General features: G+C 32.8%; 37 protein-coding genes and 1 tRNA gene. 31 read left to right on the top strand and 7 right to left on the bottom strand.

Annotated elements, in window-relative coordinates:
* Positions 1-9 precede the first annotated feature (9 nt).
* Positions 10-93: transfer RNA gene (locus tag BLT48_RS05830), tRNA-Leu, on the top strand.
* A gap of 95 nt (positions 94-188) precedes the next feature.
* Here the strand turns inward: BLT48_RS05830 and BLT48_RS05825 are convergent.
* Entirely contained in the window at positions 189-1,373 is a 1,185-nt protein-coding gene (locus tag BLT48_RS05825; RefSeq protein WP_176944035.1) for a tyrosine-type recombinase/integrase, read from the bottom strand.
* Positions 1,374-1,567: 194 nt separating this feature from the next.
* Here BLT48_RS05825 and BLT48_RS05820 point away from each other — a divergent pair, with 194 nt between their 5' ends.
* Positions 1,568-1,765 (top strand): hypothetical protein, encoded by a 198-nt coding sequence (locus tag BLT48_RS05820; protein WP_176944034.1) that lies wholly within the window; start codon positions 1,568-1,570, stop codon positions 1,763-1,765.
* On the opposite strand, the gene BLT48_RS05815 is transcribed toward BLT48_RS05820, so the two are convergent.
* The 5 genes from BLT48_RS05815 to BLT48_RS05795 all read right to left on the bottom strand — a co-directional run bounded on the left by BLT48_RS05815 (position 1,762) and on the right by BLT48_RS05795 (position 4,722).
* Positions 1,762-2,766, bottom strand: a complete 1,005-nt coding sequence (locus tag BLT48_RS05815; protein ID WP_089974572.1) for a hypothetical protein — start codon at positions 2,764-2,766, stop codon at positions 1,762-1,764. The two genes, BLT48_RS05820 and BLT48_RS05815, sit on opposite strands and share 4 nt — an antisense overlap.
* Positions 2,767-2,854: 88 nt before the next feature.
* Positions 2,855-3,061, bottom strand: coding sequence for a hypothetical protein (locus tag BLT48_RS05810; protein ID WP_089976127.1), 207 nt, complete (start codon positions 3,059-3,061; stop codon positions 2,855-2,857).
* Positions 3,062-3,076: 15 nt separating this feature from the next.
* Positions 3,077-3,580 (bottom strand): hypothetical protein, encoded by a 504-nt coding sequence (locus BLT48_RS05805; RefSeq protein ID WP_089976124.1) that lies wholly within the window; start codon positions 3,578-3,580, stop codon positions 3,077-3,079.
* Between the two features lie 133 nt (positions 3,581-3,713).
* A complete protein-coding gene (locus tag BLT48_RS05800) occupies positions 3,714-4,052 on the bottom strand; it encodes a hypothetical protein (protein ID WP_089976121.1) in 339 nt (112 codons plus the stop codon).
* Between the two features lie 19 nt (positions 4,053-4,071).
* Positions 4,072-4,722 (bottom strand): LexA family protein, encoded by a 651-nt coding sequence (locus BLT48_RS05795; RefSeq protein ID WP_089976118.1) that lies wholly within the window; start codon positions 4,720-4,722, stop codon positions 4,072-4,074.
* Positions 4,723-4,896: 174 nt separating this feature from the next.
* Here BLT48_RS05795 and BLT48_RS05790 point away from each other — a divergent pair, with 174 nt between their 5' ends.
* Positions 4,897-5,157: a helix-turn-helix domain-containing protein gene (locus BLT48_RS05790; protein WP_089976116.1), complete on the top strand. Its 261-nt coding sequence runs from the start codon at positions 4,897-4,899 to the stop codon at positions 5,155-5,157.
* A 31-nt stretch (positions 5,158-5,188) separates the two neighbouring features.
* On the top strand, positions 5,189-5,920 hold the full coding sequence (locus BLT48_RS05785; RefSeq protein WP_089976113.1) for a BRO family protein: 732 nt from the start codon (positions 5,189-5,191) through the stop codon (positions 5,918-5,920).
* Between the two features lie 309 nt (positions 5,921-6,229).
* On the opposite strand, the gene BLT48_RS05780 is transcribed toward BLT48_RS05785, so the two are convergent.
* Positions 6,230-6,454 (bottom strand): DUF2188 domain-containing protein, encoded by a 225-nt coding sequence (locus BLT48_RS05780; RefSeq protein WP_089976110.1) that lies wholly within the window; start codon positions 6,452-6,454, stop codon positions 6,230-6,232.
* Between the two features lie 150 nt (positions 6,455-6,604).
* Between BLT48_RS05780 and BLT48_RS05775 the strand changes: the two genes are divergently transcribed.
* From BLT48_RS05775 to BLT48_RS05660, 27 genes are all read left to right on the top strand, one after another.
* Positions 6,605-6,820, top strand: coding sequence for a helix-turn-helix domain-containing protein (locus BLT48_RS05775; RefSeq protein WP_411155644.1), 216 nt, complete (start codon positions 6,605-6,607; stop codon positions 6,818-6,820).
* 3 nt (positions 6,821-6,823) lie between these two features.
* Positions 6,824-7,120 carry a hypothetical protein gene (locus BLT48_RS05770; RefSeq protein ID WP_089976107.1) on the top strand — a complete coding sequence of 99 codons (297 nt, stop codon included), beginning with the start codon at positions 6,824-6,826 and terminating at the stop codon, positions 7,118-7,120.
* A gap of 63 nt (positions 7,121-7,183) precedes the next feature.
* Positions 7,184-7,339 carry a hypothetical protein gene (locus BLT48_RS13845; protein WP_176944084.1) on the top strand — a complete coding sequence of 52 codons (156 nt, stop codon included), beginning with the start codon at positions 7,184-7,186 and terminating at the stop codon, positions 7,337-7,339.
* Positions 7,340-7,455: 116 nt separating this feature from the next.
* Positions 7,456-8,385, top strand: a complete 930-nt coding sequence (locus tag BLT48_RS05765) for a DnaD domain protein (RefSeq protein WP_089976104.1) — start codon at positions 7,456-7,458, stop codon at positions 8,383-8,385.
* Between the two features lie 109 nt (positions 8,386-8,494).
* Positions 8,495-9,091, top strand: coding sequence for a Holliday junction resolvase RecU (locus tag BLT48_RS05760; RefSeq protein WP_089976102.1), 597 nt, complete (start codon positions 8,495-8,497; stop codon positions 9,089-9,091).
* 26 nt (positions 9,092-9,117) lie between these two features.
* Positions 9,118-9,321, top strand: coding sequence for a hypothetical protein (locus tag BLT48_RS05755; protein WP_089976099.1), 204 nt, complete (start codon positions 9,118-9,120; stop codon positions 9,319-9,321).
* 18 nt (positions 9,322-9,339) lie between these two features.
* On the top strand, positions 9,340-9,522 hold the full coding sequence (locus BLT48_RS05750; protein WP_089976095.1) for a hypothetical protein: 183 nt from the start codon (positions 9,340-9,342) through the stop codon (positions 9,520-9,522).
* A gap of 12 nt (positions 9,523-9,534) precedes the next feature.
* Positions 9,535-9,927, top strand: a complete 393-nt coding sequence (locus BLT48_RS05745) for a YoqU family phage-derived protein (protein WP_089976092.1) — start codon at positions 9,535-9,537, stop codon at positions 9,925-9,927.
* On the top strand, positions 9,924-10,598 hold the full coding sequence (locus tag BLT48_RS05740) for an NUMOD1 domain-containing DNA-binding protein (protein ID WP_089976089.1): 675 nt from the start codon (positions 9,924-9,926) through the stop codon (positions 10,596-10,598). The genes BLT48_RS05745 and BLT48_RS05740 overlap by 4 nt, the downstream gene beginning before the upstream one ends.
* 15 nt (positions 10,599-10,613) lie before the next feature.
* Entirely contained in the window at positions 10,614-10,790 is a 177-nt protein-coding gene (locus BLT48_RS13840) for a DUF6877 family protein (protein ID WP_176944083.1), read from the top strand.
* Positions 10,791-10,964, top strand: coding sequence for a hypothetical protein (locus BLT48_RS13835; protein WP_176944082.1), 174 nt, complete (start codon positions 10,791-10,793; stop codon positions 10,962-10,964).
* Positions 10,961-11,197: a hypothetical protein gene (locus BLT48_RS05735; RefSeq protein WP_089976086.1), complete on the top strand. Its 237-nt coding sequence runs from the start codon at positions 10,961-10,963 to the stop codon at positions 11,195-11,197. The genes BLT48_RS13835 and BLT48_RS05735 overlap by 4 nt, the downstream gene beginning before the upstream one ends.
* Before the next feature lie 31 nt (positions 11,198-11,228).
* The gene (locus BLT48_RS05730; protein ID WP_089976084.1) at positions 11,229-11,513 is read left to right on the top strand and encodes a hypothetical protein; all 285 of its coding nucleotides are present in this window, start codon (positions 11,229-11,231) and stop codon (positions 11,511-11,513) included.
* The gene (locus BLT48_RS05725; protein ID WP_089976081.1) at positions 11,510-12,223 is read left to right on the top strand and encodes a hypothetical protein; all 714 of its coding nucleotides are present in this window, start codon (positions 11,510-11,512) and stop codon (positions 12,221-12,223) included. The genes BLT48_RS05730 and BLT48_RS05725 overlap by 4 nt, the downstream gene beginning before the upstream one ends.
* Positions 12,220-12,744, top strand: a complete 525-nt coding sequence (ssb, locus tag BLT48_RS05720) for a single-stranded DNA-binding protein (protein WP_089976078.1) — start codon at positions 12,220-12,222, stop codon at positions 12,742-12,744. Before BLT48_RS05725 ends, ssb begins: the two co-directional genes overlap by 4 nt.
* Before the next feature lie 15 nt (positions 12,745-12,759).
* Positions 12,760-13,467: a putative HNHc nuclease gene (locus BLT48_RS05715; RefSeq protein ID WP_089976075.1), complete on the top strand. Its 708-nt coding sequence runs from the start codon at positions 12,760-12,762 to the stop codon at positions 13,465-13,467.
* Between the two features lie 5 nt (positions 13,468-13,472).
* Positions 13,473-13,910, top strand: coding sequence for a hypothetical protein (locus BLT48_RS05710; protein ID WP_176944081.1), 438 nt, complete (start codon positions 13,473-13,475; stop codon positions 13,908-13,910).
* 228 nt (positions 13,911-14,138) lie between these two features.
* Positions 14,139-14,471, top strand: a complete 333-nt coding sequence (locus BLT48_RS05705; protein ID WP_439328933.1) for an HNH endonuclease — start codon at positions 14,139-14,141, stop codon at positions 14,469-14,471.
* A gap of 21 nt (positions 14,472-14,492) precedes the next feature.
* Positions 14,493-14,675: a hypothetical protein gene (locus BLT48_RS05700; protein WP_089976068.1), complete on the top strand. Its 183-nt coding sequence runs from the start codon at positions 14,493-14,495 to the stop codon at positions 14,673-14,675.
* Between the two features lie 133 nt (positions 14,676-14,808).
* Positions 14,809-15,351, top strand: coding sequence for a helix-turn-helix domain-containing protein (locus BLT48_RS05695; protein WP_089976065.1), 543 nt, complete (start codon positions 14,809-14,811; stop codon positions 15,349-15,351).
* A complete protein-coding gene (locus BLT48_RS05690) occupies positions 15,351-17,057 on the top strand; it encodes a terminase TerL endonuclease subunit (protein ID WP_089976062.1) in 1,707 nt (568 codons plus the stop codon). The genes BLT48_RS05695 and BLT48_RS05690 overlap by 1 nt, the downstream gene beginning before the upstream one ends.
* A complete protein-coding gene (locus tag BLT48_RS05685) occupies positions 17,038-17,331 on the top strand; it encodes a hypothetical protein (RefSeq protein WP_089976059.1) in 294 nt (97 codons plus the stop codon). Before BLT48_RS05690 ends, BLT48_RS05685 begins: the two co-directional genes overlap by 20 nt.
* A gap of 43 nt (positions 17,332-17,374) precedes the next feature.
* Positions 17,375-17,641, top strand: a complete 267-nt coding sequence (locus tag BLT48_RS05680) for a DUF6275 family protein (protein ID WP_089976056.1) — start codon at positions 17,375-17,377, stop codon at positions 17,639-17,641.
* Positions 17,642-17,689: 48 nt separating this feature from the next.
* Positions 17,690-18,835: a phage portal protein gene (locus BLT48_RS05675; protein ID WP_089976055.1), complete on the top strand. Its 1,146-nt coding sequence runs from the start codon at positions 17,690-17,692 to the stop codon at positions 18,833-18,835.
* The gene (locus BLT48_RS05670; RefSeq protein ID WP_143019104.1) at positions 18,819-19,580 is read left to right on the top strand and encodes a head maturation protease, ClpP-related; all 762 of its coding nucleotides are present in this window, start codon (positions 18,819-18,821) and stop codon (positions 19,578-19,580) included. The genes BLT48_RS05675 and BLT48_RS05670 overlap by 17 nt, the downstream gene beginning before the upstream one ends.
* 34 nt (positions 19,581-19,614) lie before the next feature.
* Positions 19,615-20,826 (top strand): phage major capsid protein, encoded by a 1,212-nt coding sequence (locus BLT48_RS05665; RefSeq protein ID WP_089976049.1) that lies wholly within the window; start codon positions 19,615-19,617, stop codon positions 20,824-20,826.
* Positions 20,827-20,842: 16 nt separating this feature from the next.
* Positions 20,843-21,040: a hypothetical protein gene (locus tag BLT48_RS05660; RefSeq protein WP_089976047.1), complete on the top strand. Its 198-nt coding sequence runs from the start codon at positions 20,843-20,845 to the stop codon at positions 21,038-21,040.
* The last annotated feature ends 6 nt before the right edge of the window (positions 21,041-21,046 follow it).

The raw sequence follows: 21,046 nt of genomic DNA, 5'->3' as shown, positions 1-21,046 counted from the left end.
TGACAATCAGCGGTCGTGGCGGAATGGTAGACGCGCCAGCTTGAGGGGCTGGTCAGGGTAACCCTGGTGGAAGTTCGACTCTTCTCGGCCGCATTGATATATCAAGGTTTGCGAGACATCTAAGAAGTTCTAATCTTCTTAGATGTCTTTTTTTATAAAAAGTTCCGACTTTGTTCCGACTTGAAAATTTAAATCCTTGCCGGATGCAATATGGATGAAGTTTGTTCCATTACTTTGATAGCTGATTCTTTAGTAGCGTGAGTGTAATGTTTCGTCATTGCTTCATCCTCGTGGCCCATAAACGCTCTCAATGAGTCTCCATCAACTCCAACTATGTCTGAGGCACTAGCGAATAGATGACGGAGCATATGAGGTGAAATTTTAACGCCTGATTTTTTTGTTACAATGTCCATTGCTTCATTCATTTTTTGTAAATGAACAGGATTGCCTGATTCGGAATCAATAAAAATAAAATCATTTTGATGTAAGATAGATTTTAAATTCTTTTTAATTTTTTTTGCATACTTAATCTGAGCTCTCAATAATTTAGTACCGTAAGAATCAACAATAATTATCCGTTCCCCTTTTTCGGTTTTAGTCTTACTTCCTTCCTTATACTTTCTAGTTCTTGAAGTAAACAAGTCTACTTGTGCAATTTCTACACCATCTCTTTCAAAGAAATGAATAGCATTCAATTTAATTCCGTATATTTCTCCGCGTCTAGCACCATATGATCCTAGATAAACCATTGTATAAGTGTCTTTAGGAAGAACATTCTCAGCAGTATCTATAAAAGTATAATACTCTTCAATATTTACAATCTTTTTCTTAGGTTTGTAGCCTTGTTTTTTTAAGTTAACTTTGAGTAGTCTGTTTTTATCCAGGTAATCTTCAGCGACAGCATCATTCAAAACGGACATAAATAATCTATGGTAACCTTCTACAGTTGCTTGACTATAGTCATGTTCTGTATACTGATTATTAACCCATTTTTGGTAATCGATTCTTGTGATTTCGGACAGCTTTTTAGCCCCAAATGGCTCTACCACTTTATTGAATCTATCGTCATTTGTTTCCAATGTATTCTTATTCCAAAGTGATGCAGCTAGTTTGAATTCTTTCATTTTTTCATAGTATTCAATTAAAGTGTACTCTTTAATTATGGACTGTGATTCTTCTAATAAATCATTATCAATTTTATATATCCATTCATTATAAAGGGATTTTGCTTCAGCAATGCTATTTAGTGCACCTTTTGAAAATTCTTCTTTTTTTCCATTAATCGTTACGTTAAACCGCAACTGGTATTTGCTGCCTTTTTTTGTTTCATATTTGTAAATGTTTCGATGCTTTGTTTTAACTGTTTTTACCATGTTCATTCTCCTTTCGATCGCCGGGCGGGGCTTACAAAAAGAGTTTGGTTTAAACAACTTTTTTATGCTAATATAAAGGTACAGAAAAAAGACCTTTAGTAGGGATTCTTAATTGTTGCATCACTCAAACTTTGGTCGGGGAGAGTGGTGTTTAAATGTTAGTAATATAAACTGCATTTGGAGGTGAGAACATGATGAAGACTATTAAAAATACATCAATAAATCTATTAAATCAGATTGCTGTATCAAAACATGAAAAAGAAAAACATCATGCAAAATTCTCAAATCTTAACAAATCCACAATTGCTAATCATAAAATTGACTATGAAAAAATGAAAAGTGATAATAAAAAGATGCAACACAGAATTAGAGAACAAATGAAGCATAATTAAATTAAAAAATACTCAACACTAACTGCCTGTATAATTCTTACAGGTAGTTCTTTTTTTAGGCCGTAAAAATTTTGTAAATAATTCATAACTAAAAAGCTTGCACCTGCGTTTATTAAGTCTGATGTTAGTCTTTCATCGTCAGTAAAGTAATTACTTACATCTCCTGTATCCATTATCAAAGTAGGATCATTTATCACTTTTCCAATTACTTTAGCAGAAACGTTTTGAGATAAAGTTAATAGTAAAGTATCCGTTTTTAAGAAATTTTTATTACATATTACCAGATCGTTTTCTTTTGAAAAAAATAGTACGTTATTTTTAAATATTTTATTTAAATGAATACTAACTAATCCAACACGTCTAAAATTAAGAGAAGATGCATATATTGCTATAAACTCCTTTGCGTCCGCTTGATTTTCGAAGAAAGATAACTTTTTAATATTTTTAACAGCTACTTTTGCAGCTGACAAATCGCTAATTATCTTATCATAAGTAATCTCTCTATCATGAGTAATATAATAATTTGCAAAAAGCAATATTAACATTCCTTCATGATCATAAATATCTGTATGTTGATCGTAATCAAAGTATCTGAAATTGTTTTCTATTTCTAAAAAATCATACTTTTGGAAATCATATTTATCTTTTAATAATCCCTTATCTCTTAAAGAATCTATTACTTCAGAATATTTAAATCTATTTAATGCAAATTTAGTTGATTCTGACACTCCTTGTGATTCTGAAGTAACTACTGCGGTTTTATTTGTATCTGTAATTGAAGAAGACCCAGAAATTTGTGCTTTTAAAACTACCGCACTAGCTGTTACAGAGGGTTTAATACCATCTGTTGATGAAGTTGTTTCAGAATTATTTTGAGAAATACCAGATTGTGATGAATCATTAAATATTTGTTCTACAATTTCTTTTTGGTAAAGTTGGGCATATAGATTTTCTACAATATCCTCGTCAATATAAAGAAAATCTCTTAATTGTTTAGTCAAAATTAATTCCTCCGTTTATCCTAAAATATATTTTTTTATTCCTGCAATTAAACCACATGCAATAATTAATGTAATTAAACTTTGAATTTTAATCCACCTCTTCCTTATTTTTAGATATTAATACTTCTATACCAGACTTAGTTTTGCCAACAGTGTTATTATATTTATCTACATAGACTGAATCAAACAATGGGGCAGATATATCATCAAAGTTAACAAAATCTTCTGCTTCTAAATCCTCATATTTTTTATATTTCTTTGTTATATCGAAAGGTATAATTTTGTTTTCAGTCATGGATTATCACTCCTTCTATTTAAATTCATCAAATCTTTCTTCGTTATATAAAACTGTTAACATAAAAGGTTTTTCTCCTAAAACATCTAATAATACTTCGCTCTTTACTGAAGTAGAAATACCTAAATCTTCATAAATGACAAATTCTTCATTTGCTTCATAGGATCCAGTTGATGCAATATCGTAATAATAGTTTTCAATTAAAGAATCAATAGATTCGGATTCTGGGAATTCAAATAATTCTAATATCTTAGAAATATCTACTTTATCTACATTACTGAAATTTATCTGTTCAATTCCTGATTCTTTGTTTGGTATTACAGTAGTAAATTCCCCAATTTTATATACGTTCATAATTTCATTGAAATATTCTTCTTGTCTTTCTTCAACCTCATTTGCTATAGAAAGTTTTTGATTGATATATTTAGCACTTTTTTCAGCATTATCTTCGTTAATCCCATTATTACTACAAGCTGATAGTAATATGACCCCTATTATTCCTAGAAATAACTTTTTCATCCTTTTATCCTCCAAATTTTTTAGTTATTTGTATGCGGAGATTAATCCTATTGTAAATCCTCATATTTTTCATATTTCTTTGTTATAACAAAAGTAATAATTTTATTTTCAGTCATATTATCGCTCCTTTTTATTAAAACAGAATTGCACCTAGTATAAAAAGAATAAGGATAGGTATCGTACACCCTAAGATCATAGAATTACCAAAACTATTCATGGTGGCTCCTATTTTTTGTCCACCGTTACCAATATTTTCCAGCGTATTTCCTATCTTTGTAAAAGAATTTTGGTCAATTTGACTTTTCCTAAAAGCTTCAACACTCTTATGATTTTCATCTATTTGATAACCGCTATTTTCTAATGTAACTATTGCTTCATTTGAATATATTATTCCTTCTCCACATTCTCGACAAAAACCTTCACCTAGTACATTAACTTTGCATCTTGGACATCTAATATCATGTAATTCCAATATTTTTCCCTCCTAATTTCTAAAATTTCATACCAATTGGAGTCATAGCCCAAACTAATTTCCCTAATATTGATATGCTTTCACATTCACCTTCACTACAATCGTAAGTTTGATTTTGATGATCTGGATTAGTGGATTCAGGTTGCAACATAATAGCATCGCCTAATTTGTAAAATCTCTTTAGAGTTGCTTCAGTATGATTAACTCGAACTACGCCTATTTCTCCATTTTCTAAATTATCACAAGGATCAATTAATACATAAGATCCATCCATAAACAATTTATTCATGCTATCGCCTTTAAGTTCTAAAAGGTAAGAATTAGGGTATCTTTCTCTTACTTCATAAGGAACTGAGACTAATTCTGGTACATCGAACATCTCTAAAGGTAAACCTGCTGCTACTTTTCCTTTTAGTTCTATGAATGCTGGTTTGTTAACAATCATCTGATGTGCACTATTTTCTGATGTCAAATCAGAAATATTAACCCCGAAATGATCAGACAATTTCTGTAAATTGCCACCGCGGGCCATTTTCTTTCCGTTTTTCCAGTCATTAACTGTTGAGTATGCAATACCTGTTTTTTCAGATACTTCAGTTGCTGTTTCTCTTTTTAATTCCATTAACCTATTTAAATTTTTAGAAAAAATAATCTTTATATCTTCATTCATTTTTTACGTCTCCTTTAAAGACCTCTTGTGTATTTGATAATATTATAATAACGCATTAAGCATTACAATGCTAGCAAAAAGAAGAAAAAAACATGCTTTTAGCGTTAAAATAGTTGCTTTAACGCTAAAAGCGGTATATAATGAAATTATCAATTAAGAAAGGAGTTATAGAATATGACTACAAAGGAAAAAATACCATATTATTTAAAATTTACTTTAGCCAGTTTGAGAACAAGAAAGGGTTGGTCTCAGAGAGAAGCAGCTAGCAAGCTGGGTATGGGCAGAGATACCTTAAGATCGTATGAAAAAGATAGTAGTAAGTTAGATTATGAAACTATAGAGAAAATTGAAAAGGTCTATAACATTCCTCAGGACTATATTTTTTTTGGAGAAGATACCGCTTTTAGCGTTATTCTAGAAAAAGATAAAACCTGATTTGATTTTTAAAATAAAGGAGAGTGATGACATGTCGCAACTACAAATTTTTAAATTTGAATCGACCGAAATAAGAACTCAATTAATTGATGATGATCCTTGGTTTGTCGCTAAAGATGTCTGTGATATTTTGGATATTTCAAATAGTCGTGATGCAGTTGGCAGGCTTGATGATGATGAAAAAGCTACTGTCGGTTTAACCGACGGCAGCCAAATCAGAAATTATTCAATCGTTAATGAATTCGGATTGTATAACTTAGTTTTATCAAGTCGGAAGGCAGAAGCTAAAGTTTTTAAACGATGGATTACTCATGATGTTATTCCTTCCATTCGCAAGACTGGAGGGTATCAAGTTTCAAAGGACCCAATCCTAGCACTTAGATTGATGTTACAAGCGACTGAAGAAACTAAAGAAGAAGTTGAAGACGTTAAAAATAGAGTTGTGAATTTAGAAGAAAACACTTCAATTGATCCAGGTAAATATAGCTACATTGGAAGACGTATCTCGCAAAAGGTAAGACAAGTTGGCAAGGAAAGAAAATGGACCATGAATAAAGAGCAACTAGCTTTATTATATAAAGATTTAAATAAAGCAGTTGCAGAAGTTTCGGGAGTAAGGACAAGAGCACAGTTAAGAGAAAAGCATTTTGATAATGTTATTGACCTAATTGATGATTGGGAGCCATCTACAGCTACAAGAATGCTTGTATTAGGTTTAGAAGATGATGATGCCTTTCCAACAGCAGAGGAGAGTAAACGATGAAAAAAATAGCAGGAATACTAATAACCCTCACAGCAATTGGAGTAGCCGCGAAGGTTATGCATAAATACATTGAAATCGAATTTGTTGATTAGATGTTTATTGAAATTTCTTGTCCGCATCTCGAACATTTAGTCCGACTTGCATAAGTAGTCGGAAGCTTATGACCGCAGCTAGGGCAAATAAGATTCTTGCGAATCGCTCTATTAACATCTCGTTTAATTTGTGACTTGCTCGGAGTTTTAATTTTCACTTTAACTCGTACCATATAACAATCACCTCATTTCATTCAAATTTTCTTAAAATTTACAATTAACCTTTTGGCGGAAATGGATCATTGCCGTAACTATCTCTACTTTGAATTTGCCCATTCTTACCATGTATAAATAATTCGGAGTTTTGATTCTTACTGATTTCTCTAGCTAAATTTACAGCTTCAGCTTTAGTTCCAGTGTGTTTTGTAGCTTTAGTGTTATTTGCACCTTTAACATTCCAGCCACCATTTGGATCAGGTACTACATGTTGGTTCTTTCCCATAATTGTATTCACCACTTTTCATTTGTATTTTAAATATTTTTGAAGGAATCACTTTTGGCGAAGACATTCCTTATAAAAGCAATATAACACATTATGTTGTGTTAAACAATAAAATAAACCACTATATATAGTGGTTTGGGGAGGGAGCCTATGAATTTGTGGTGGAAAATAGATAAACAGTTAAAAGAAAAAAATCTAACTATTTATGAACTAACAAAAAAGGCTAATATTGCTCAAAATACTCTTTACGAACTAAAGAGTGGAAGAGCAAATGATTTAAGATTCAGTACAGTTTGTAAGATAGCAGATGTGTTAGGAATTAGTTTAGATGAATTTAGAACTGAGCAGAAAAAAGAGGAGGGATAGATCATGAACATCCAATTTGATTCTATGTCTACGAACAAATTCTTTGAATGGATGGCTAGTAAGTTCTTGGAAGTATCACTACCTCAGATTAAAAATTCAATTGAAACTAAATACAGTGATGATGAGCTGCTTACTAAAAAAGACTTATGCGAAAGAATTCTTAAATGTGATACAAAAACCGCTGATGAGTTCTTTTTATACAAGAAAGGATTTCCCTTTGTTGAATTTGGAAAGAACGGGAGAAGGTATCCGAAAAGGCAAGTAGAAGAATGGATTCGAAAAAATACTAAATTTAATTAATCAACTGCCGGGCGGGCAAAAAAGAGGTATTAATCATTCGACATAGAAAGGTAGGTAATGTAGATGTTTAACGAAGTAACTGAAAGATTAATTAGTGCAAGTACTCTTTATTTTTGGGGTACTGATGAAATTGATGAAGAGAGTAAGTTTTGGTACAAATTATTTTTTAAAGCTATATTTTTCAGCGCAATCATCTTAATACTAGGTTGGATATTTTAAGCATAAAAAAGCCTAACAAATTGGCATATTTGTTAGGCGAATAAAAAGATTTATTTAATAATATTACAAACATTTTATCATTAATATTCAAAAAATGAAAGTGAAGGTGCAGTGAAATGGAAGACAAGATAAAAATTGAAGGTGTACTATCTCTAGGCTATGGGATCATACCTAAACTAGTCATGAAGGATAAGGACTTAACCATTGAAGCAAAAGCTATATACGCTTATATCAGCTCTTACGCTGGTAACGGAACGTCAGCATTTCCAAGTGTGAGTCTTATATGTAACGACTTAGATATCGGAGAGAACAGATTCCATAAACACAAGAAGGTTTTAGTAGAAAAAGGCTACATCGAAGTGAAGAGAGAACGCACTAGTAAAGGCTCTTGGGGAAGTAATGTCTACACAATAAATAGCGTTATAAATTATCAACCAACACTTCAAAATGACGTGATGGATGAACCAACACGTCAAAATCCATGCATGGATAACCCAACGTTGGATAGCCCATGCATGGATAATGACGGCACTAATAATAACAGTTTTAATAATAACAGTTCTATTAATAACAGTCTTAAAAATAAACAACAACAACCCGCTTCAGAGAAACAGCCAAATTTCATCACTACCTGGGAACAAACCGGATTCGGAATGATTCCACCTTTGACAATTGAGAAATTAGAACATTGGGTAAAAGACTTTGAAGGTAATGAATCAATCGTTGTAAAAGCAATTGAGGTTGCCAGTGATCAGGGAGTTAGGAAATACGCTTATGTAAATACAATCTTAAAGAACTGGGAAGACAAAGGTGTTAAATCAGTTGAGGATATTGATGCATTAGAAAAGAAACGTGAAGCTGAGGTACAAGCTAAGAAAGCAGCACCTAGAAATAATTTCAACAAAGCACCATTGAGAAAAGAAACATTACCAGATTGGGCAAAAGAAGAAAATCAAAAAGTTGAAGAAAAGCCAATGAGTGCAGAGGATAAAGCAGCTTTTAATGAACGACTTGCAAGAATACAGAATAGGAGAGCAGAAGCATGAGATATGTTTATATCTGTTTCTTAGATGGTTCAGTACATCGGTTTACCAAAGAGCTTGAAGAAGAGTATCGAATACAACAACAACTAATATTCTTAAGGGTGGAGCACATATGAGTATAGATAAATTTAACGCAAAACATTATCCGGATCCAACGGCCCATGCAGCATTAACTAAAGTCAAAAGTCCTAAACGAGTAGCACAAGGGAGAAAATCAAAAGCAACAGGTGCAGCATTCGAATCATATATTGATGCAACAGTAGCCTATTATAAACGAATTGGAGTAGCTGATATACAAAAGACTCCAGAACCAATGAAACCTCTAAAATCAATGCCAGGTCAACCAGGGAAATTTATCGCAGTCTTTATAAAACAAGCGCAAGCAGATTATAAAGGCATACTGATGGGCGGTAAATCAGTCATGTTTGAAGCAAAACACACGAATACAGAAACAATGCCTTATGGTCGATTATCTACAGAACAGATTAATAGCTTAAGAAGCTATGACAAGTTCGGAGCCGTCTGCTTCATCCTGGTCAGTTTCAACTTTAAAAACTTCTACCGCATACCTTGGGTAAATTGGAGAGACATGAAAGAGCTCTATGGCCGGAAACATTTAAAAGAAAGCGACATTCAAGAATTTAGAGTGAAGTTTGAAAGTGGCATCATCAATTTTCTTTATAAATCTAACAAGAATGAATTGAAGTAAACACTAACTTAAAAGGAGCTAGTCAGATGGTACTTAAACAGAAAGAAATGAAGGAAACACTGGAAGACTACTTAATACTTAATGCTTATACTCCAGTAACATCTTATCCAATTGAAGATGAGCTTCAAATGGATGCAAAAAATGAATTTGGATCAATAGATTATTTTAGAATCACACCAAAAGCTGAAATTAAGTTATACAAACATGCTAAGTGGTCCACTATTAATTGATGACTAGGAGGAATTATTGTGAAAGAAATTTTTGTTTTTGCAAAGGTAAAGGGTGGTAAGCAATTCATAGGTATGTATGGATCTATGGAAAGTCTTCTTGAAGAAGTTGATGAAACACTTGAAGAAATGAATAAGACAGATTTAGTTAATGATGTTTATTTCTTGTCTAATGGCGAAGAATACAAATTACTTGTTGGTTAGGAGGAATAAATCATGGATTCAACAAAAGAAGAAAGGGTTGAAATTATTAATAAGATAATTAAAAATATCGGCTCAGTTGGAAGGAAATTTTTCTATTATGAACCAGATGGTCAATATGGGTATTTCAAGATTATCAATAATCGAATTTATTATGTAGACGAGTACACGAAAGATGTTCTTTATGCATATAGCTATAAGCATCTTGAAAAAGGATTCAGTCATGGTGGAACTTTAAATGCATTGGTATTGGATTTTAGCGAATTTATACGTACTGGTAAATATACCAATGGAAATAATGGGTATAGCGGATTGTATTGTACTCATTGGGGATATTCAGTAGGGATGATGCAAGAAGTTCAAAAATACGCGAAACAACTCGGATACTTAAAGGAGGGTGCAGAGTGACTAACACTCAAACATACAGCGATAGAAATATTGATGTAGCAAATGTAACCGTTGGTGATGTAGTTGAATGTCAGACACAAGCAAAAGGAATATTCAAAGCAAGAATAGAAATTATTTATGATCATAGTGCTGTAGTAGAAATCAGCAAAAGAGAACGTACCGTAGTTAAATTCAAAGATATGGTAAAAGATGGCCATCAAGTAAAAGTAACTAAACAAGTGTTAAAGAGATACCGTAATATACCTAAAAAAGAAGTTGACCCAAATGCTGCACCTAAGAAAAAGAGAATTAGAACACCAAAAAGACGAATAGAACAATGGACTATGGATGGCGTTTATATTAATTCTTTTGATTCAATTGCAGAAGCTAATAAGCATTTCAATATTGCGCATTCTGGCATACCTCATTGCTTAAGAAAAAAAACAGATTCTTCTTTAGGTTACAGATGGAAGTACGCAGGTGATGAGTTTCCAGAAATTAAAAATATGAAGAAAATTAATCATCATACAAGCAAAAGTATTTTGCAAATTAAGAATGGTGTAGTCATCAATGAATTCGCATCTGTTAAAGACGCTGGTAAAGCATTAGGAGTACATCCAAGTGGGATTGCTGCAGGTGCTAGAAAGAAACAAAAGACCAGTTATGGATTTGAATGGGAATACAAAAAATAAATTGGAGTGATTCAGATGTCAGCAATGGATGAACTAGCATCAATTTCACACTTATTACCATTACCAGTTTTAAAAGACATCAATCAACGGTGTGGAGATTGGCTTTCGACTGGTGGTAAACATGATGATCCTTATATACATCAGCAATTGAGTTTTGCTAATAATTTTATAAAAGCACAGGAGGACAAATAAATGGAATTTGTTCAATTTACTGGAGAAGAAACAGAAAAAGAATTTTCAGAAAAATGTTTGAAACAATGGGAGATTTCTATTGAACAAGATCCAGTCCGAGCTTTAATGCAATTAGGATCTATGTTTGCTGAAGTAAGACACAGAGTTGCTGAATTGGAGGAAGATGCTGAATGAGTTTAGAAGCTTCAAGAACGATCAATTTAAATAACGTCTCAAAAAAAGCAACTGTAATTATTCTCAGTAAGTTCGGGATTTCAGAACAAGATGCTGATAATGAAGAATGGAAAAGGCTACAAGAAGATATGTTATTAGATTTATTAAACTCAGATGATAGAGCATTTGAGGACACAATAGCAGTTAACTTTGCTGAAAGTATTCATCAAGCAATGATTGCGAAATATTTATAGTTTATTAAACAGAGGAGGTTCCGGATAAATCATGAGATTAAAAATAGAAAATATACTGATTACAGCAGTACCAGCGCTCATAGTAATAGGCATGCTCATCGGTTTAATCTATCTGCTGGTTGATAATGCACGTTTGGAATTCGTTAATACTGTTAATGAATACAAAATCGAACAAAAACAAAAGAATATTGATGCTGCTAAGAAAGAAATCGAGGATGTTAAAGGTGACTTGGTGGAATGGCAGAATACAGCTAATGGCTATAAATTTGAGTTAGATCTATTAAAAAAAGATAACGGATGGAGTGAAGATGAATGAATAAACGTATAAAGAATAAGATTAATAAACGTATTATGGATAAGCTGCAAAGTAAAAAGGAAGTATTAACTCAATTTGAATATGATTACCTTTTAAAATGTGGACCAAAAGATTTGAACTCATTGAAGACTAATTTAAAAATCAAGAATGGAATATTTTTTTTAGAGGGCACTAAGATAATTAATGGGGAAATAGTGAGCTTATATGCAGATAATGTCATTGTTCATCAGTTTATGAATTTAATTGATGCAATGGAATCAGTTGATTCAATCGACTCACTAAGATACTCTTTGGAAAATCACGAAGCTAATCATACTTTTTTTAATTCAGATGAAACAGGGAGCATTTTGTCTGCAGGACATGGCAAGATGCCAAAAGAGGAACCAGAAACGTATTTCAAACATATTGCTGAGTTAGATAATTTACAATTAGATACAGATAGTATTGATAATCTAGATAAAAATATATTAGGTACTAAAGAAAGAATCACCACAGGGGTATTAAATGCAGAAACTTTTGATGTTAGTAATATTCATCTGGTTACACCGGAAAGTCACCGTGAAATTAAAACTACTGTTAAAGGATTAACTTATTCATCCACAGCATTTTCAACAGAAGAGCAATTAAAAAGTGCTGTAAATTCTATAGTAAAAGAACCTAGTAAATGGAATAAGTTAAAAGGCAAGTTGAAAGGTTGGTTTGGTAAATGATCAATAATGTAGTGCTGGTCGGAAGATTAACAAAAGACCTTGATTTAAAGTACACATCCAATGGTACAGCGGTAGCAACATTCTCTATCGCTGTAAATAGATCTTTTACAAATCAAGTAGGTAAACGTGATGCTGACTTCATCAATTGTGTTATATGGCGTAAATCAGCTGAAAGTATGGCTAATTTCACACGTAAAGGCGCATTGGTTGGTATTGAAGGTAGGATTCAAACAAGAAGTTATGATAATCAGCAAGGCCAAAGGATATATGTAACTGAAGTGATTGTAGAATCATTCTCTTTATTAGAACCGAAAAGTAAAGACTCGAACAAAGATAATAGTAATCAGTACAATAATAATCAATCTAGCAGCAATACTAGAAATGAACAGTCTAGCAACTATAACTACGGGGATGAGCCTAGCACACATCAATCACCAAATAATGATTCATCAAATAACTATGATCCATTTGAACGGACAGGACAACCTATTGATGTCAGTGATGATGATTTACCTTTTTAAAGTGAGGTGTAACGAATGGAAACAAAAGTAGAGAATGCAACGAACATATTATCAAAGGTAACGGGTACTGTATTTAATAAAGAAGGTCAGCAACAACTATTGATTACGTTAGATGAACCAATTATCGGTTATCAGTTAGAACGTTATACAAATAGCAAAGGAGAGCTGTACGGGGAGTTTACCTTGTTTGATAACCGAATCATCACAGCTCAGCAAAGAAAGAAGATACATGCCATATTAAGCGATATAGTGAAGAGTTCAGGTGGCGGAAGAAATGCATATGACATTGAATCTATCAAAGAAGATATGAAATTAATATTTTGTAAATCGAAAGGAATTGATGAGTTCAGCACCAGTGAGTTAACTGGTGACTGTACAGTAACTATAGCAAGTGAGTTCATTACATTTCTTTTAGATTTCTGTTTAGAGTATGGCGTACCTTTATCTGATCCACCAATTGAATTAGCTGAGGACCTTAAGCATCAATTGATTAAATGTTTATATAAAAGAAAGTGCGCTGTCTGTTGGCAAACAGGCATGGTTTATCCAATGAATACTACAGGAGCTAAGAAGGTACAAGGAAGACATGAGTTGATGTGCTTGTGCAAGGATCACTATCAAGAAGCAGAATCAATAGGGCACAAAGCATTTGCAGATAAGCAACACGTCTCAGGGATATTGATGAATCAAGAACAGTTTACTAAATTAAAAAACAAGAGGTGACCTATTTGTCTGATAAGTTTAAAGAGCTTGAAGTAAAGCTATCCAAGTATAAATGGTATTTAAAAGAGGCTAAGCAATTAGAGTTATCTATTCGTTATCCTTATCAACTAGCTGATAATAATGTGGGTGGAGGAAAATCTTCTGGAGGAGATAACGATAAGTTATTGAGCACGCTTATCAAAATTGATGAGAATGAGGATTTAAACAAATACGTTAATATAGGCCAAGCAATTGAAAGGACTTATGCAGCACTACCTGAACACTTACAAGAAGCTATGAAGGAGTTCTACATAAACAGGAAAGGACCTTATAGAGGACATCCAAAGCGTTGTGCTGCTAAGTTGAATGTAGATGCTAGTACATTGTATAGGTGGCGTAATGAAATAGCGGATGAGTTTAATAAACAATTACTGAAGAATAAAAAAATACAAGTAGATTCATAATGTTGCACGAGTTTGCACGAGTTCTCTATAAAAAGTGTTGTATGATTCTAGTGTGAAGAAAGCGTAGGAAGTCACATTAAACTAATTTTATTGTTCGTTACGTCTTTCTTCAAGTTAATTAAGCGACTGACATGCACATGGTGCGAGTTGCAAAAGCTATATTGGTAAAAAGCATACACTTAATTGTGGGTGCTTTTTTTGTACAAAATAATAAACAAAGAAATTATCGTGAGAGTTGGTGATAGCCTATTGCTTAACGTACTGACTAAAGAAGATAGAGATAAGTTTTATAACGCAAGCACGTGGCGAAGGTTAAGACTTGAAATAATTAAACGTGATAACTATGAGTGTCAATGGTGTAAACAAAAAGGAATCGTAACATCTAAAGAAGATACGACATTGATAGTGGACCATATTAAAGAACTTGAAACTCATCCAGAGTTGGCACTTGAACCAAGCAACTTGCGTACGCTTTGTTTCTATCATCATGAAGTAAGACATGATCGTATGTTTAAAGGTAAAAAGAAAGAGAACAAATGGATTGAAGATGAATGGTATTAACAAACAATAGGAGGATGGAGAATGAATGAATCAGTTAGGAAGACAATTGAGTATCGCCTTCAACTTGTTAATGAATCAGAAGAAAGTTTCCAGAAAAATAAGGTGGAATTGGAAAATGCTTTGTTAAGAAATAAAACTAAATTAGATTTAATCACTAAAGAAAAGAAAGAATTAGAAACTTTTTTGATTGAATACCCCCTTTAAAAAATTTGCGAAATAACTTTTTTAACGCAACAGCGGGATGGGGTCAATTAAATGACTAAACCATGTTTTATTTACCCCCCTCCCCCCTAGGTACCGGCCTTTTGGAAAACGATGGAAAGGAGTTGATGAATAATTGAAACTAGAAGTTGGAACTCGCTTAAAAAAAATAAGAGAAGAAAAAAGATTAAACAAAAAAGAAGTTTCTGAAATGACAGGAGTTTCTTATTCGTACTACAAAGCTATTGAAAATGGCTCTAAGTCGCCTAGTTTAGAAGTTATTAATAAGATTGCTAAAGCTTTGAAAATCAGTCCTTTCTATTTGTTGAATGATCGAGTAGAAATTTTGGAAAAATTAGTTAGTAGTGAAGAAAAAAGACTATATGAAATATTTGATGAAATTCCGGAGAAGAAAAAAAGATTAGTCACAGGGCTTATTACACAAGCTGCTAGACTTAAAGTTCTTCTTGATGATAATTGGAAAGATATTCTTGAAAATGGCGAGTACGAAAAGTTTAGTCAATCAGAAAGTCAACTTCCTTATGATCGAAAAAGGCCAATCGTAGAAAACTACGACAATAGAGATAAAACTTTTAAAGAGATTATCGGACAACTAACTGAATTACTACCTAGAAATGATGGAAAACCTCCAGCTCGAAATAGGTTATTGAAAAAATAATGTTAAAAAATGAATATATCGAATCTTACATTGAGCGATATAAAAATAATGAAATATTATTAAATGAAAAAAGGGTTAAGTTGTTAGAATTTTTAGAAAGAGAAATCCTGCCTAGGGATGATATTTATTATTTTGACGAGCAACAAATTACTGATTATATAGAGTTTAGTGAAAATTGGTATTTTGATTTAGACGAATGGGAAAAGTTTTTAGTTCCGTTTATATTTCTATTCGATAAAGAGTATAACGAAGTAGTTTTTGATGAATTTGTTATTATATTAGGACGTGGAGCCGGAAAGAATGGTTTTATTTCCACTTTGTCCCATTACTTTATCAGTTCCTTACATGGCGTAGAAGCATACGATATCACTCTAGCGGCTAACTCTGAAAGACAAGCTAAACGTTCTGCTAAAGATGTACGATTGGTTATTACAAAAAAAGGGCATGAAACTTTAAATGCACATCCTCCTGAAGATTATGATGGAGTACCTGGAGAATTTGAAGCTTACAAATCTCGTATTACTAGTTTAGAGACACAATCAGAAATTTTATTTGTAGCAGCTAATTCAAGCACACTGGATGGTGGACGTGAAGGAGCTGTTATTTATGATGAATTTCATGAGATGGAAAACTCAGACATTGTTGATGTACTATCTGGTGGTTTAGGTAAAACACAATGGGGTAGACAATTTTTTATAGGAACAAAAGGGTTTGTTCGTGGTGGTTACTTTGACAGTAAATATAATCGTTGTGAAGCTATCCTAAATGGAGAAGAAGAATTTAATGGAATATTTCCATTTATTTGTGAACTGGACACCATTGAAGAAATGGATGACCCTACTAATTGGGAAAAAGCTAATCCAGCATTTAGCAATCCTCTAACTCCTCGAGGTAGAAGATTATTAAGAAAAGTTAAAAGTGAATATACAGAACTTGTTTTTGAACCATCTAAACGTGCAGCCTTTGTTACTAAAAGAATGAACTACATTGAAGGCGACCAAGAGCATAGTGTGGCCAGTAAAGATGAAATTATGGCTACCAATAGACCGTTCTTTGATTTAGAAGGTCTTACACCTATTGGATCTTTAGACTTTGGTAGTGTTCGAGATTTTGCAGCATGTGGACTTTTGTTTAAGTACGGTGATGAATATTCATTTGAAACGTTCAGTTTTGCCATAAAACATTTTGTCGATGTGCATTATGGTTATTCTAATAGTTCTAATTCTAATGGTGGGGGTAAAAAAGCCCCTATTAAAGAATGGGAAAAACAAGGATTAATGAAAGTTATTGATGAACCATCACTAGATCCAATGCATGTAGTTAATTGGTTTATAAAAGCTAGAGAATTATATGGAGTTGAAAAAATAGTAGCCGATAATTTTAAGTTAGATATCTTAAGACCGCTCCTGGAGCGTGAAGGATTTATTGTTGATCCAATTAAAAGACCTCAATCGATTCATCCATTAATGGCTCCACGTATTGAAGATGGGTTTGCAAATCATAAATTTAGATTTGGAGACAATCCTTTAATGCGTTGGTATACAAATAATGTGTTTGTAAAGGAAACGTCAGCGGGAAAAGTATTCCTTAAAAAAGAAGAAGTAAAACGTAAAACTGATGGTTTTCAATCTTTGGTACATGCACTGTATCGTGCTAACGAATTAGATGAACAAGAAGAGTTTATTATTGGAGACATTAATTTTTAGTGAAGGTGTTGTTATTATGGAACTAAATGTTAATCAAACAGTGAAAGTTAAATTAACGGATTTTGGCAAAACTATTCTTGAAGCACATCATTATGAAATGCAAGATATGCTCAAAAAGTATAATCCTAATCACAAAGAATGGCCATTTGAGTTGAAATTAACCAAAGATGGTTATTACCGTGATCAGTTATGGCATATCATAAGTATTTTTGGTAATTATATGGATATTGGCAGGCCACAACCTTTTCTTGCAAGTATCATAGTTGAAGATTAGAAAGAGATTATTTAATTTAAATAAATTATAAGGTGGGGAAAAGATGGATTCACAAGAATTTATTGAAAAATGTAAAAAAATTGTTGCTGAATATACTAATAATCATTTAGATGTAACTGACAATAAAGTTATTAATCCAGAGGATGTTTATGTGGTTTGGAGTACTAAAGTATTAAAGAATAACAAAGCGTTATTAAGTACACCAATAAGTGATGGTATGTACTACGAATTGACTTACAACGGCGACAAAGAAGAAATTTACTTTGATGCCTATAAGAAATTTGAAAATATTAAATTTACATTTAAGTAAGAAAGTCGCTACCAAATGGTATCGGCTATTTTTATACCATGAAAGAAGGTGAGAAAAATAGGAGTTTTTAATTATTTTAGTCGTAACCCTGATGCCAATATCATTAAAGAAATATCTCTTCTTCATGATGACTACAACACTACATTGATGAAGCAACGAGCTATAGATGTTGTAGTTGGACGGATTGCACGAAGTCTGTCATTGGTTAACTGGAAAACATATGAAAAAGGGAAATATAAACCTGATTCACTTTACTATCACTTAAATGTCCAACCAAATATTAATCAAAATGCAACTGATTTTTGGGAGGAAGTTGTCCGGAAATTATTTGAAGATACAGAAGTTTTAATTGTCGTGACTAGTGATGATCAATTTATTATTGCGGATGATTTTGAAGTAACAAAGTATGTTTTGAAAGAGAACGTCTATACGAAAGTAGTAAAAGATGACTTTGAATTTGATAAATCATTTTTTGAAAGTAAAGTAATTCGATTGAATTATAACAACACTAAAATTAAAACACTTTTAAAGAATTTAGATGACTCATACGGAATGTTATTTAACCGTTTAGTTCAAGTGGCTATGCGTACTAATCAAATTCGAGGCACAGCAAAATTAACAGGTAATTTAGCGAAGAATGCAAAAGCACAAGATTATTTACAAACATTTGTAGATAAAATATTTAAATCTTTTAGTAATAATTCAGAGGCAATTGTTCCAGTACAAGATGGAATGGAGTATACAGAACTAAGTCGAGAACAAAATACTCGCAGTCAAGTTGATGAATTAAACAAAGTTTCTAACGAATATTTGAATACTGTACTTGAAGCTGTTGGGATACATCCAGCTTTAATTTATGGTGACATGTCTGACACAAGCCACCATAAAGATGATTACATTTCAAACGTCATTCAGCCAATGGTTGAAAAAATTACTGATGAAATTAACCGTAAGTTTTTTGAGGAAGTTGATTTCATGAAAGGTAGTTGTTTAAACCCATCCATAGTCAAGCTTCGTTATATAAGTATTTTTGATATTGGAGGTCCTGCAGAAAAACTTGTAGGATCAAGTACATTTACACCGAATGATGTACGTGAAGCTGGAGGGTATGAACGAATAGATAAACCTGGGATGGATGATTTTTACATGACCAAAAACATGGAAAAACTGAGAGGGGGTGAGAATACTGAATAAAAAGTTAGCAAAAATGATGGTTGAAAATCCTATTAAAGCAAATGTTACTACAGATAGTAATAAACTTTATCTTTATGGTGATATTGGTGATTATTGGAATGGAGTTACTTTAGATGATGTGAAATTCACTGTCAACGGTATGAGTAAAGATCAAGTGACAGTTCATATTAATTCCTATGGTGGCGATGCTACTGAAGGTGTTGCTATTCGTAATTTCTTAATGAATAATTTTGAAAAAATAGATGTAGTGATTGATGGTATTGCAGCAAGTTCTGCTTCAATAATTGCATTATGTGGTCAAACTTTAGTAATGCAAACAGGCACCACCTACATGATCCATAATCCTTGGTCCGGCGTGTTTGGTAACCGTACAGATTTGTTAAGAGAAGCAAAAGCTTTAGAATCGCTTGAGCAATCTTATCGAAATGTCTATATGGAAAGATTTAAAGGCACCGAGGAAGAATTAATTGAGTTATTGGATAACGAATCATGGTTAACTGCAGAAGAAGCTGAACAGCTTGGATTTGCCAACGATGTAGTACAAGAAACTATCGAACCTGAAATTGATTTTGAAAGTAACTTAGTAGCTAGTCTTTTAAGCAAGTATGCAGCAAAGGCTAAGGTAGATGATGATAAACCAATTGAAACTAAACCAGAAGCTCAAGAACCAGAAAAAAATGATGAAATAAAAAAACCAAATACGTTTTTAGATAACTTTACGAAGGCTTTTAGCCAATATTTGTAAAGTTTTTTAATGCCAAATAAAAGGAGATAATCAAATGACAATTGAATTAAAAGATAAAAAGAGCAAGACATTACAGTTAGCTACTCAAGCGATGTATGCCGCTTTAAATATGGATGATGAAGTAAAACAGAAAGAAGCTTTTGAAAACTATTCAGTAGCTTTGGCGGACACAATGAAAGCAAGTGTTCAAGAAGAAGTAGCGTTATTCGAAAATGGACGTGCTGATGAATCTATCATGGGTAAACGTGCTAAACGTTTCCAATTGACTTCAAAGGAAAAGAAATTTTTTGCTGAAGCAGTTGAAAAACAAAAAGTTGATGGATTAGATGAAACTTTCCCAACTACTATTATTGAAACGCTTATGGAAGATATCTCTCAAGAACACCCATTACTATCACAAATTGACAATCAATATACTGAAGCAGTGATTAAGTATATTTACAGTGATCCTTCTGAACAAACAGCTTACTGGGATGTAATTCCTGCTGATATTCGTCAGATTCTTATTGGTGCTTTTAAAACATTAGATTTACAAGCAAGTAAATTAAGTGGTTTTATCGCATTGCCAAAAGGTTACTTCAAATTAGGTCCAGCATGGTTAGCTCAATACGTGACAACTTTCTTGCGTGAAGTAATGACGGCTACTTTAGAAGAAGGCGTTGTTAACGGAGATGGTAAGTTAAAACCAATCGGTATGATGCGTAAATTAAGTGGTGCTGTTGATGGTGTGTACCCTGCAAAAGAAACAGTATCTATTACTGAGTTAACACCAAAATCTTTAGGTGGCCCACGTGCACTTTTAGCTAAAGAAAAAATGATCAACGGTCAAATTTCAATGGTCGTTAACCCTGTAACTTATGAAACAAAAGTTAGCCCTAACCTATTCTTCCAAAATACTCAAACAGGTGCTTGGACAAAACTACCATTACCAAATGGAGAAAACGTTGTTCAATCTTATGCAGTTCCTGAAGGTAAAGCAGTATTAGGTAACTTAAAAAATTACTTGTTAGCTGTTGCTGGTGATTTAGAACTTGAATTGTACAAAGAAACCTTAGCGATTGAAGACATGGATTTATACATTGCTAAAATGTTTGCTGCAGGTGTAGCTAAAAACTCAAATGCGTTTATCGTATTGGATCTATCTAGTATTACAGGAGTAACTGTCCCAGCAACTGAAGCTGATGCAGTTTTAGTAAAACAAGATACTATTAACCCTATTGTTGTTGTAGAAGACCCAGAAGTTTAAGAGGAGGAATATTAAAATGGAAAAATTTAAAGTGTTAAAAGGTTTCTTTGATACAGAAGACAAACTAAAAACAGGGGAACACAAGAAAGGTCGTCACTATACTGCGGCTGGAGAATTTAAAGTCTTTCCAGCAACTCAAAGAGAAGTTGCTCCGGAACGTATCAAGTTTTTACAAGATGAGAAATATATTGGAACAGAACCAATTAAAGAATAGTGAGGT

The organism is Carnobacterium viridans (assembly GCF_900102725.1).
Lineage (GTDB): Bacteria > Bacillota > Bacilli > Lactobacillales > Carnobacteriaceae > Carnobacterium_B > Carnobacterium_B viridans.
This window is presented reverse-complemented; position numbering and strand designations above follow the sequence as displayed.

Coding starts and splice junctions, on each gene's coding strand:
- BLT48_RS05690 (WP_089976062.1), top strand. CDS start 15,351: ATGTTAAAAAATGAATATATCGAATCTTACATTGAGCGATATAAAAAT.
- BLT48_RS05700 (WP_089976068.1), top strand. CDS start 14,493: ATGAATGAATCAGTTAGGAAGACAATTGAGTATCGCCTTCAACTTGTT.
- BLT48_RS05765 (WP_089976104.1), top strand. CDS start 7,456: ATGGAAGACAAGATAAAAATTGAAGGTGTACTATCTCTAGGCTATGGG.
- ssb (WP_089976078.1), top strand. CDS start 12,220: ATGATCAATAATGTAGTGCTGGTCGGAAGATTAACAAAAGACCTTGAT.
- BLT48_RS05730 (WP_089976084.1), top strand. CDS start 11,229: ATGAGATTAAAAATAGAAAATATACTGATTACAGCAGTACCAGCGCTC.
- BLT48_RS05680 (WP_089976056.1), top strand. CDS start 17,375: ATGGATTCACAAGAATTTATTGAAAAATGTAAAAAAATTGTTGCTGAA.
- BLT48_RS05775 (WP_411155644.1), top strand. CDS start 6,605: ATGAATTTGTGGTGGAAAATAGATAAACAGTTAAAAGAAAAAAATCTA.
- BLT48_RS05795 (WP_089976118.1), bottom strand. CDS start 4,722: ATGAATGAAGATATAAAGATTATTTTTTCTAAAAATTTAAATAGGTTA.
- BLT48_RS13835 (WP_176944082.1), top strand. CDS start 10,791: ATGGAATTTGTTCAATTTACTGGAGAAGAAACAGAAAAAGAATTTTCA.
- BLT48_RS05825 (WP_176944035.1), bottom strand. CDS start 1,373: ATGGTAAAAACAGTTAAAACAAAGCATCGAAACATTTACAAATATGAA.
- BLT48_RS05725 (WP_089976081.1), top strand. CDS start 11,510: ATGAATAAACGTATAAAGAATAAGATTAATAAACGTATTATGGATAAG.
- BLT48_RS05820 (WP_176944034.1), top strand. CDS start 1,568: ATGAAGACTATTAAAAATACATCAATAAATCTATTAAATCAGATTGCT.
- BLT48_RS05770 (WP_089976107.1), top strand. CDS start 6,824: ATGAACATCCAATTTGATTCTATGTCTACGAACAAATTCTTTGAATGG.
- BLT48_RS05790 (WP_089976116.1), top strand. CDS start 4,897: ATGACTACAAAGGAAAAAATACCATATTATTTAAAATTTACTTTAGCC.
- BLT48_RS05805 (WP_089976124.1), bottom strand. CDS start 3,580: ATGAAAAAGTTATTTCTAGGAATAATAGGGGTCATATTACTATCAGCT.
- BLT48_RS05810 (WP_089976127.1), bottom strand. CDS start 3,061: ATGACTGAAAACAAAATTATACCTTTCGATATAACAAAGAAATATAAA.
- BLT48_RS05745 (WP_089976092.1), top strand. CDS start 9,535: ATGGATTCAACAAAAGAAGAAAGGGTTGAAATTATTAATAAGATAATT.
- BLT48_RS13845 (WP_176944084.1), top strand. CDS start 7,184: ATGTTTAACGAAGTAACTGAAAGATTAATTAGTGCAAGTACTCTTTAT.
- BLT48_RS13840 (WP_176944083.1), top strand. CDS start 10,614: ATGTCAGCAATGGATGAACTAGCATCAATTTCACACTTATTACCATTA.
- BLT48_RS05760 (WP_089976102.1), top strand. CDS start 8,495: ATGAGTATAGATAAATTTAACGCAAAACATTATCCGGATCCAACGGCC.
- BLT48_RS05785 (WP_089976113.1), top strand. CDS start 5,189: ATGTCGCAACTACAAATTTTTAAATTTGAATCGACCGAAATAAGAACT.
- BLT48_RS05755 (WP_089976099.1), top strand. CDS start 9,118: ATGGTACTTAAACAGAAAGAAATGAAGGAAACACTGGAAGACTACTTA.
- BLT48_RS05715 (WP_089976075.1), top strand. CDS start 12,760: ATGGAAACAAAAGTAGAGAATGCAACGAACATATTATCAAAGGTAACG.
- BLT48_RS05780 (WP_089976110.1), bottom strand. CDS start 6,454: ATGGGAAAGAACCAACATGTAGTACCTGATCCAAATGGTGGCTGGAAT.
- BLT48_RS05665 (WP_089976049.1), top strand. CDS start 19,615: ATGACAATTGAATTAAAAGATAAAAAGAGCAAGACATTACAGTTAGCT.
- BLT48_RS05735 (WP_089976086.1), top strand. CDS start 10,961: ATGAGTTTAGAAGCTTCAAGAACGATCAATTTAAATAACGTCTCAAAA.
- BLT48_RS05660 (WP_089976047.1), top strand. CDS start 20,843: ATGGAAAAATTTAAAGTGTTAAAAGGTTTCTTTGATACAGAAGACAAA.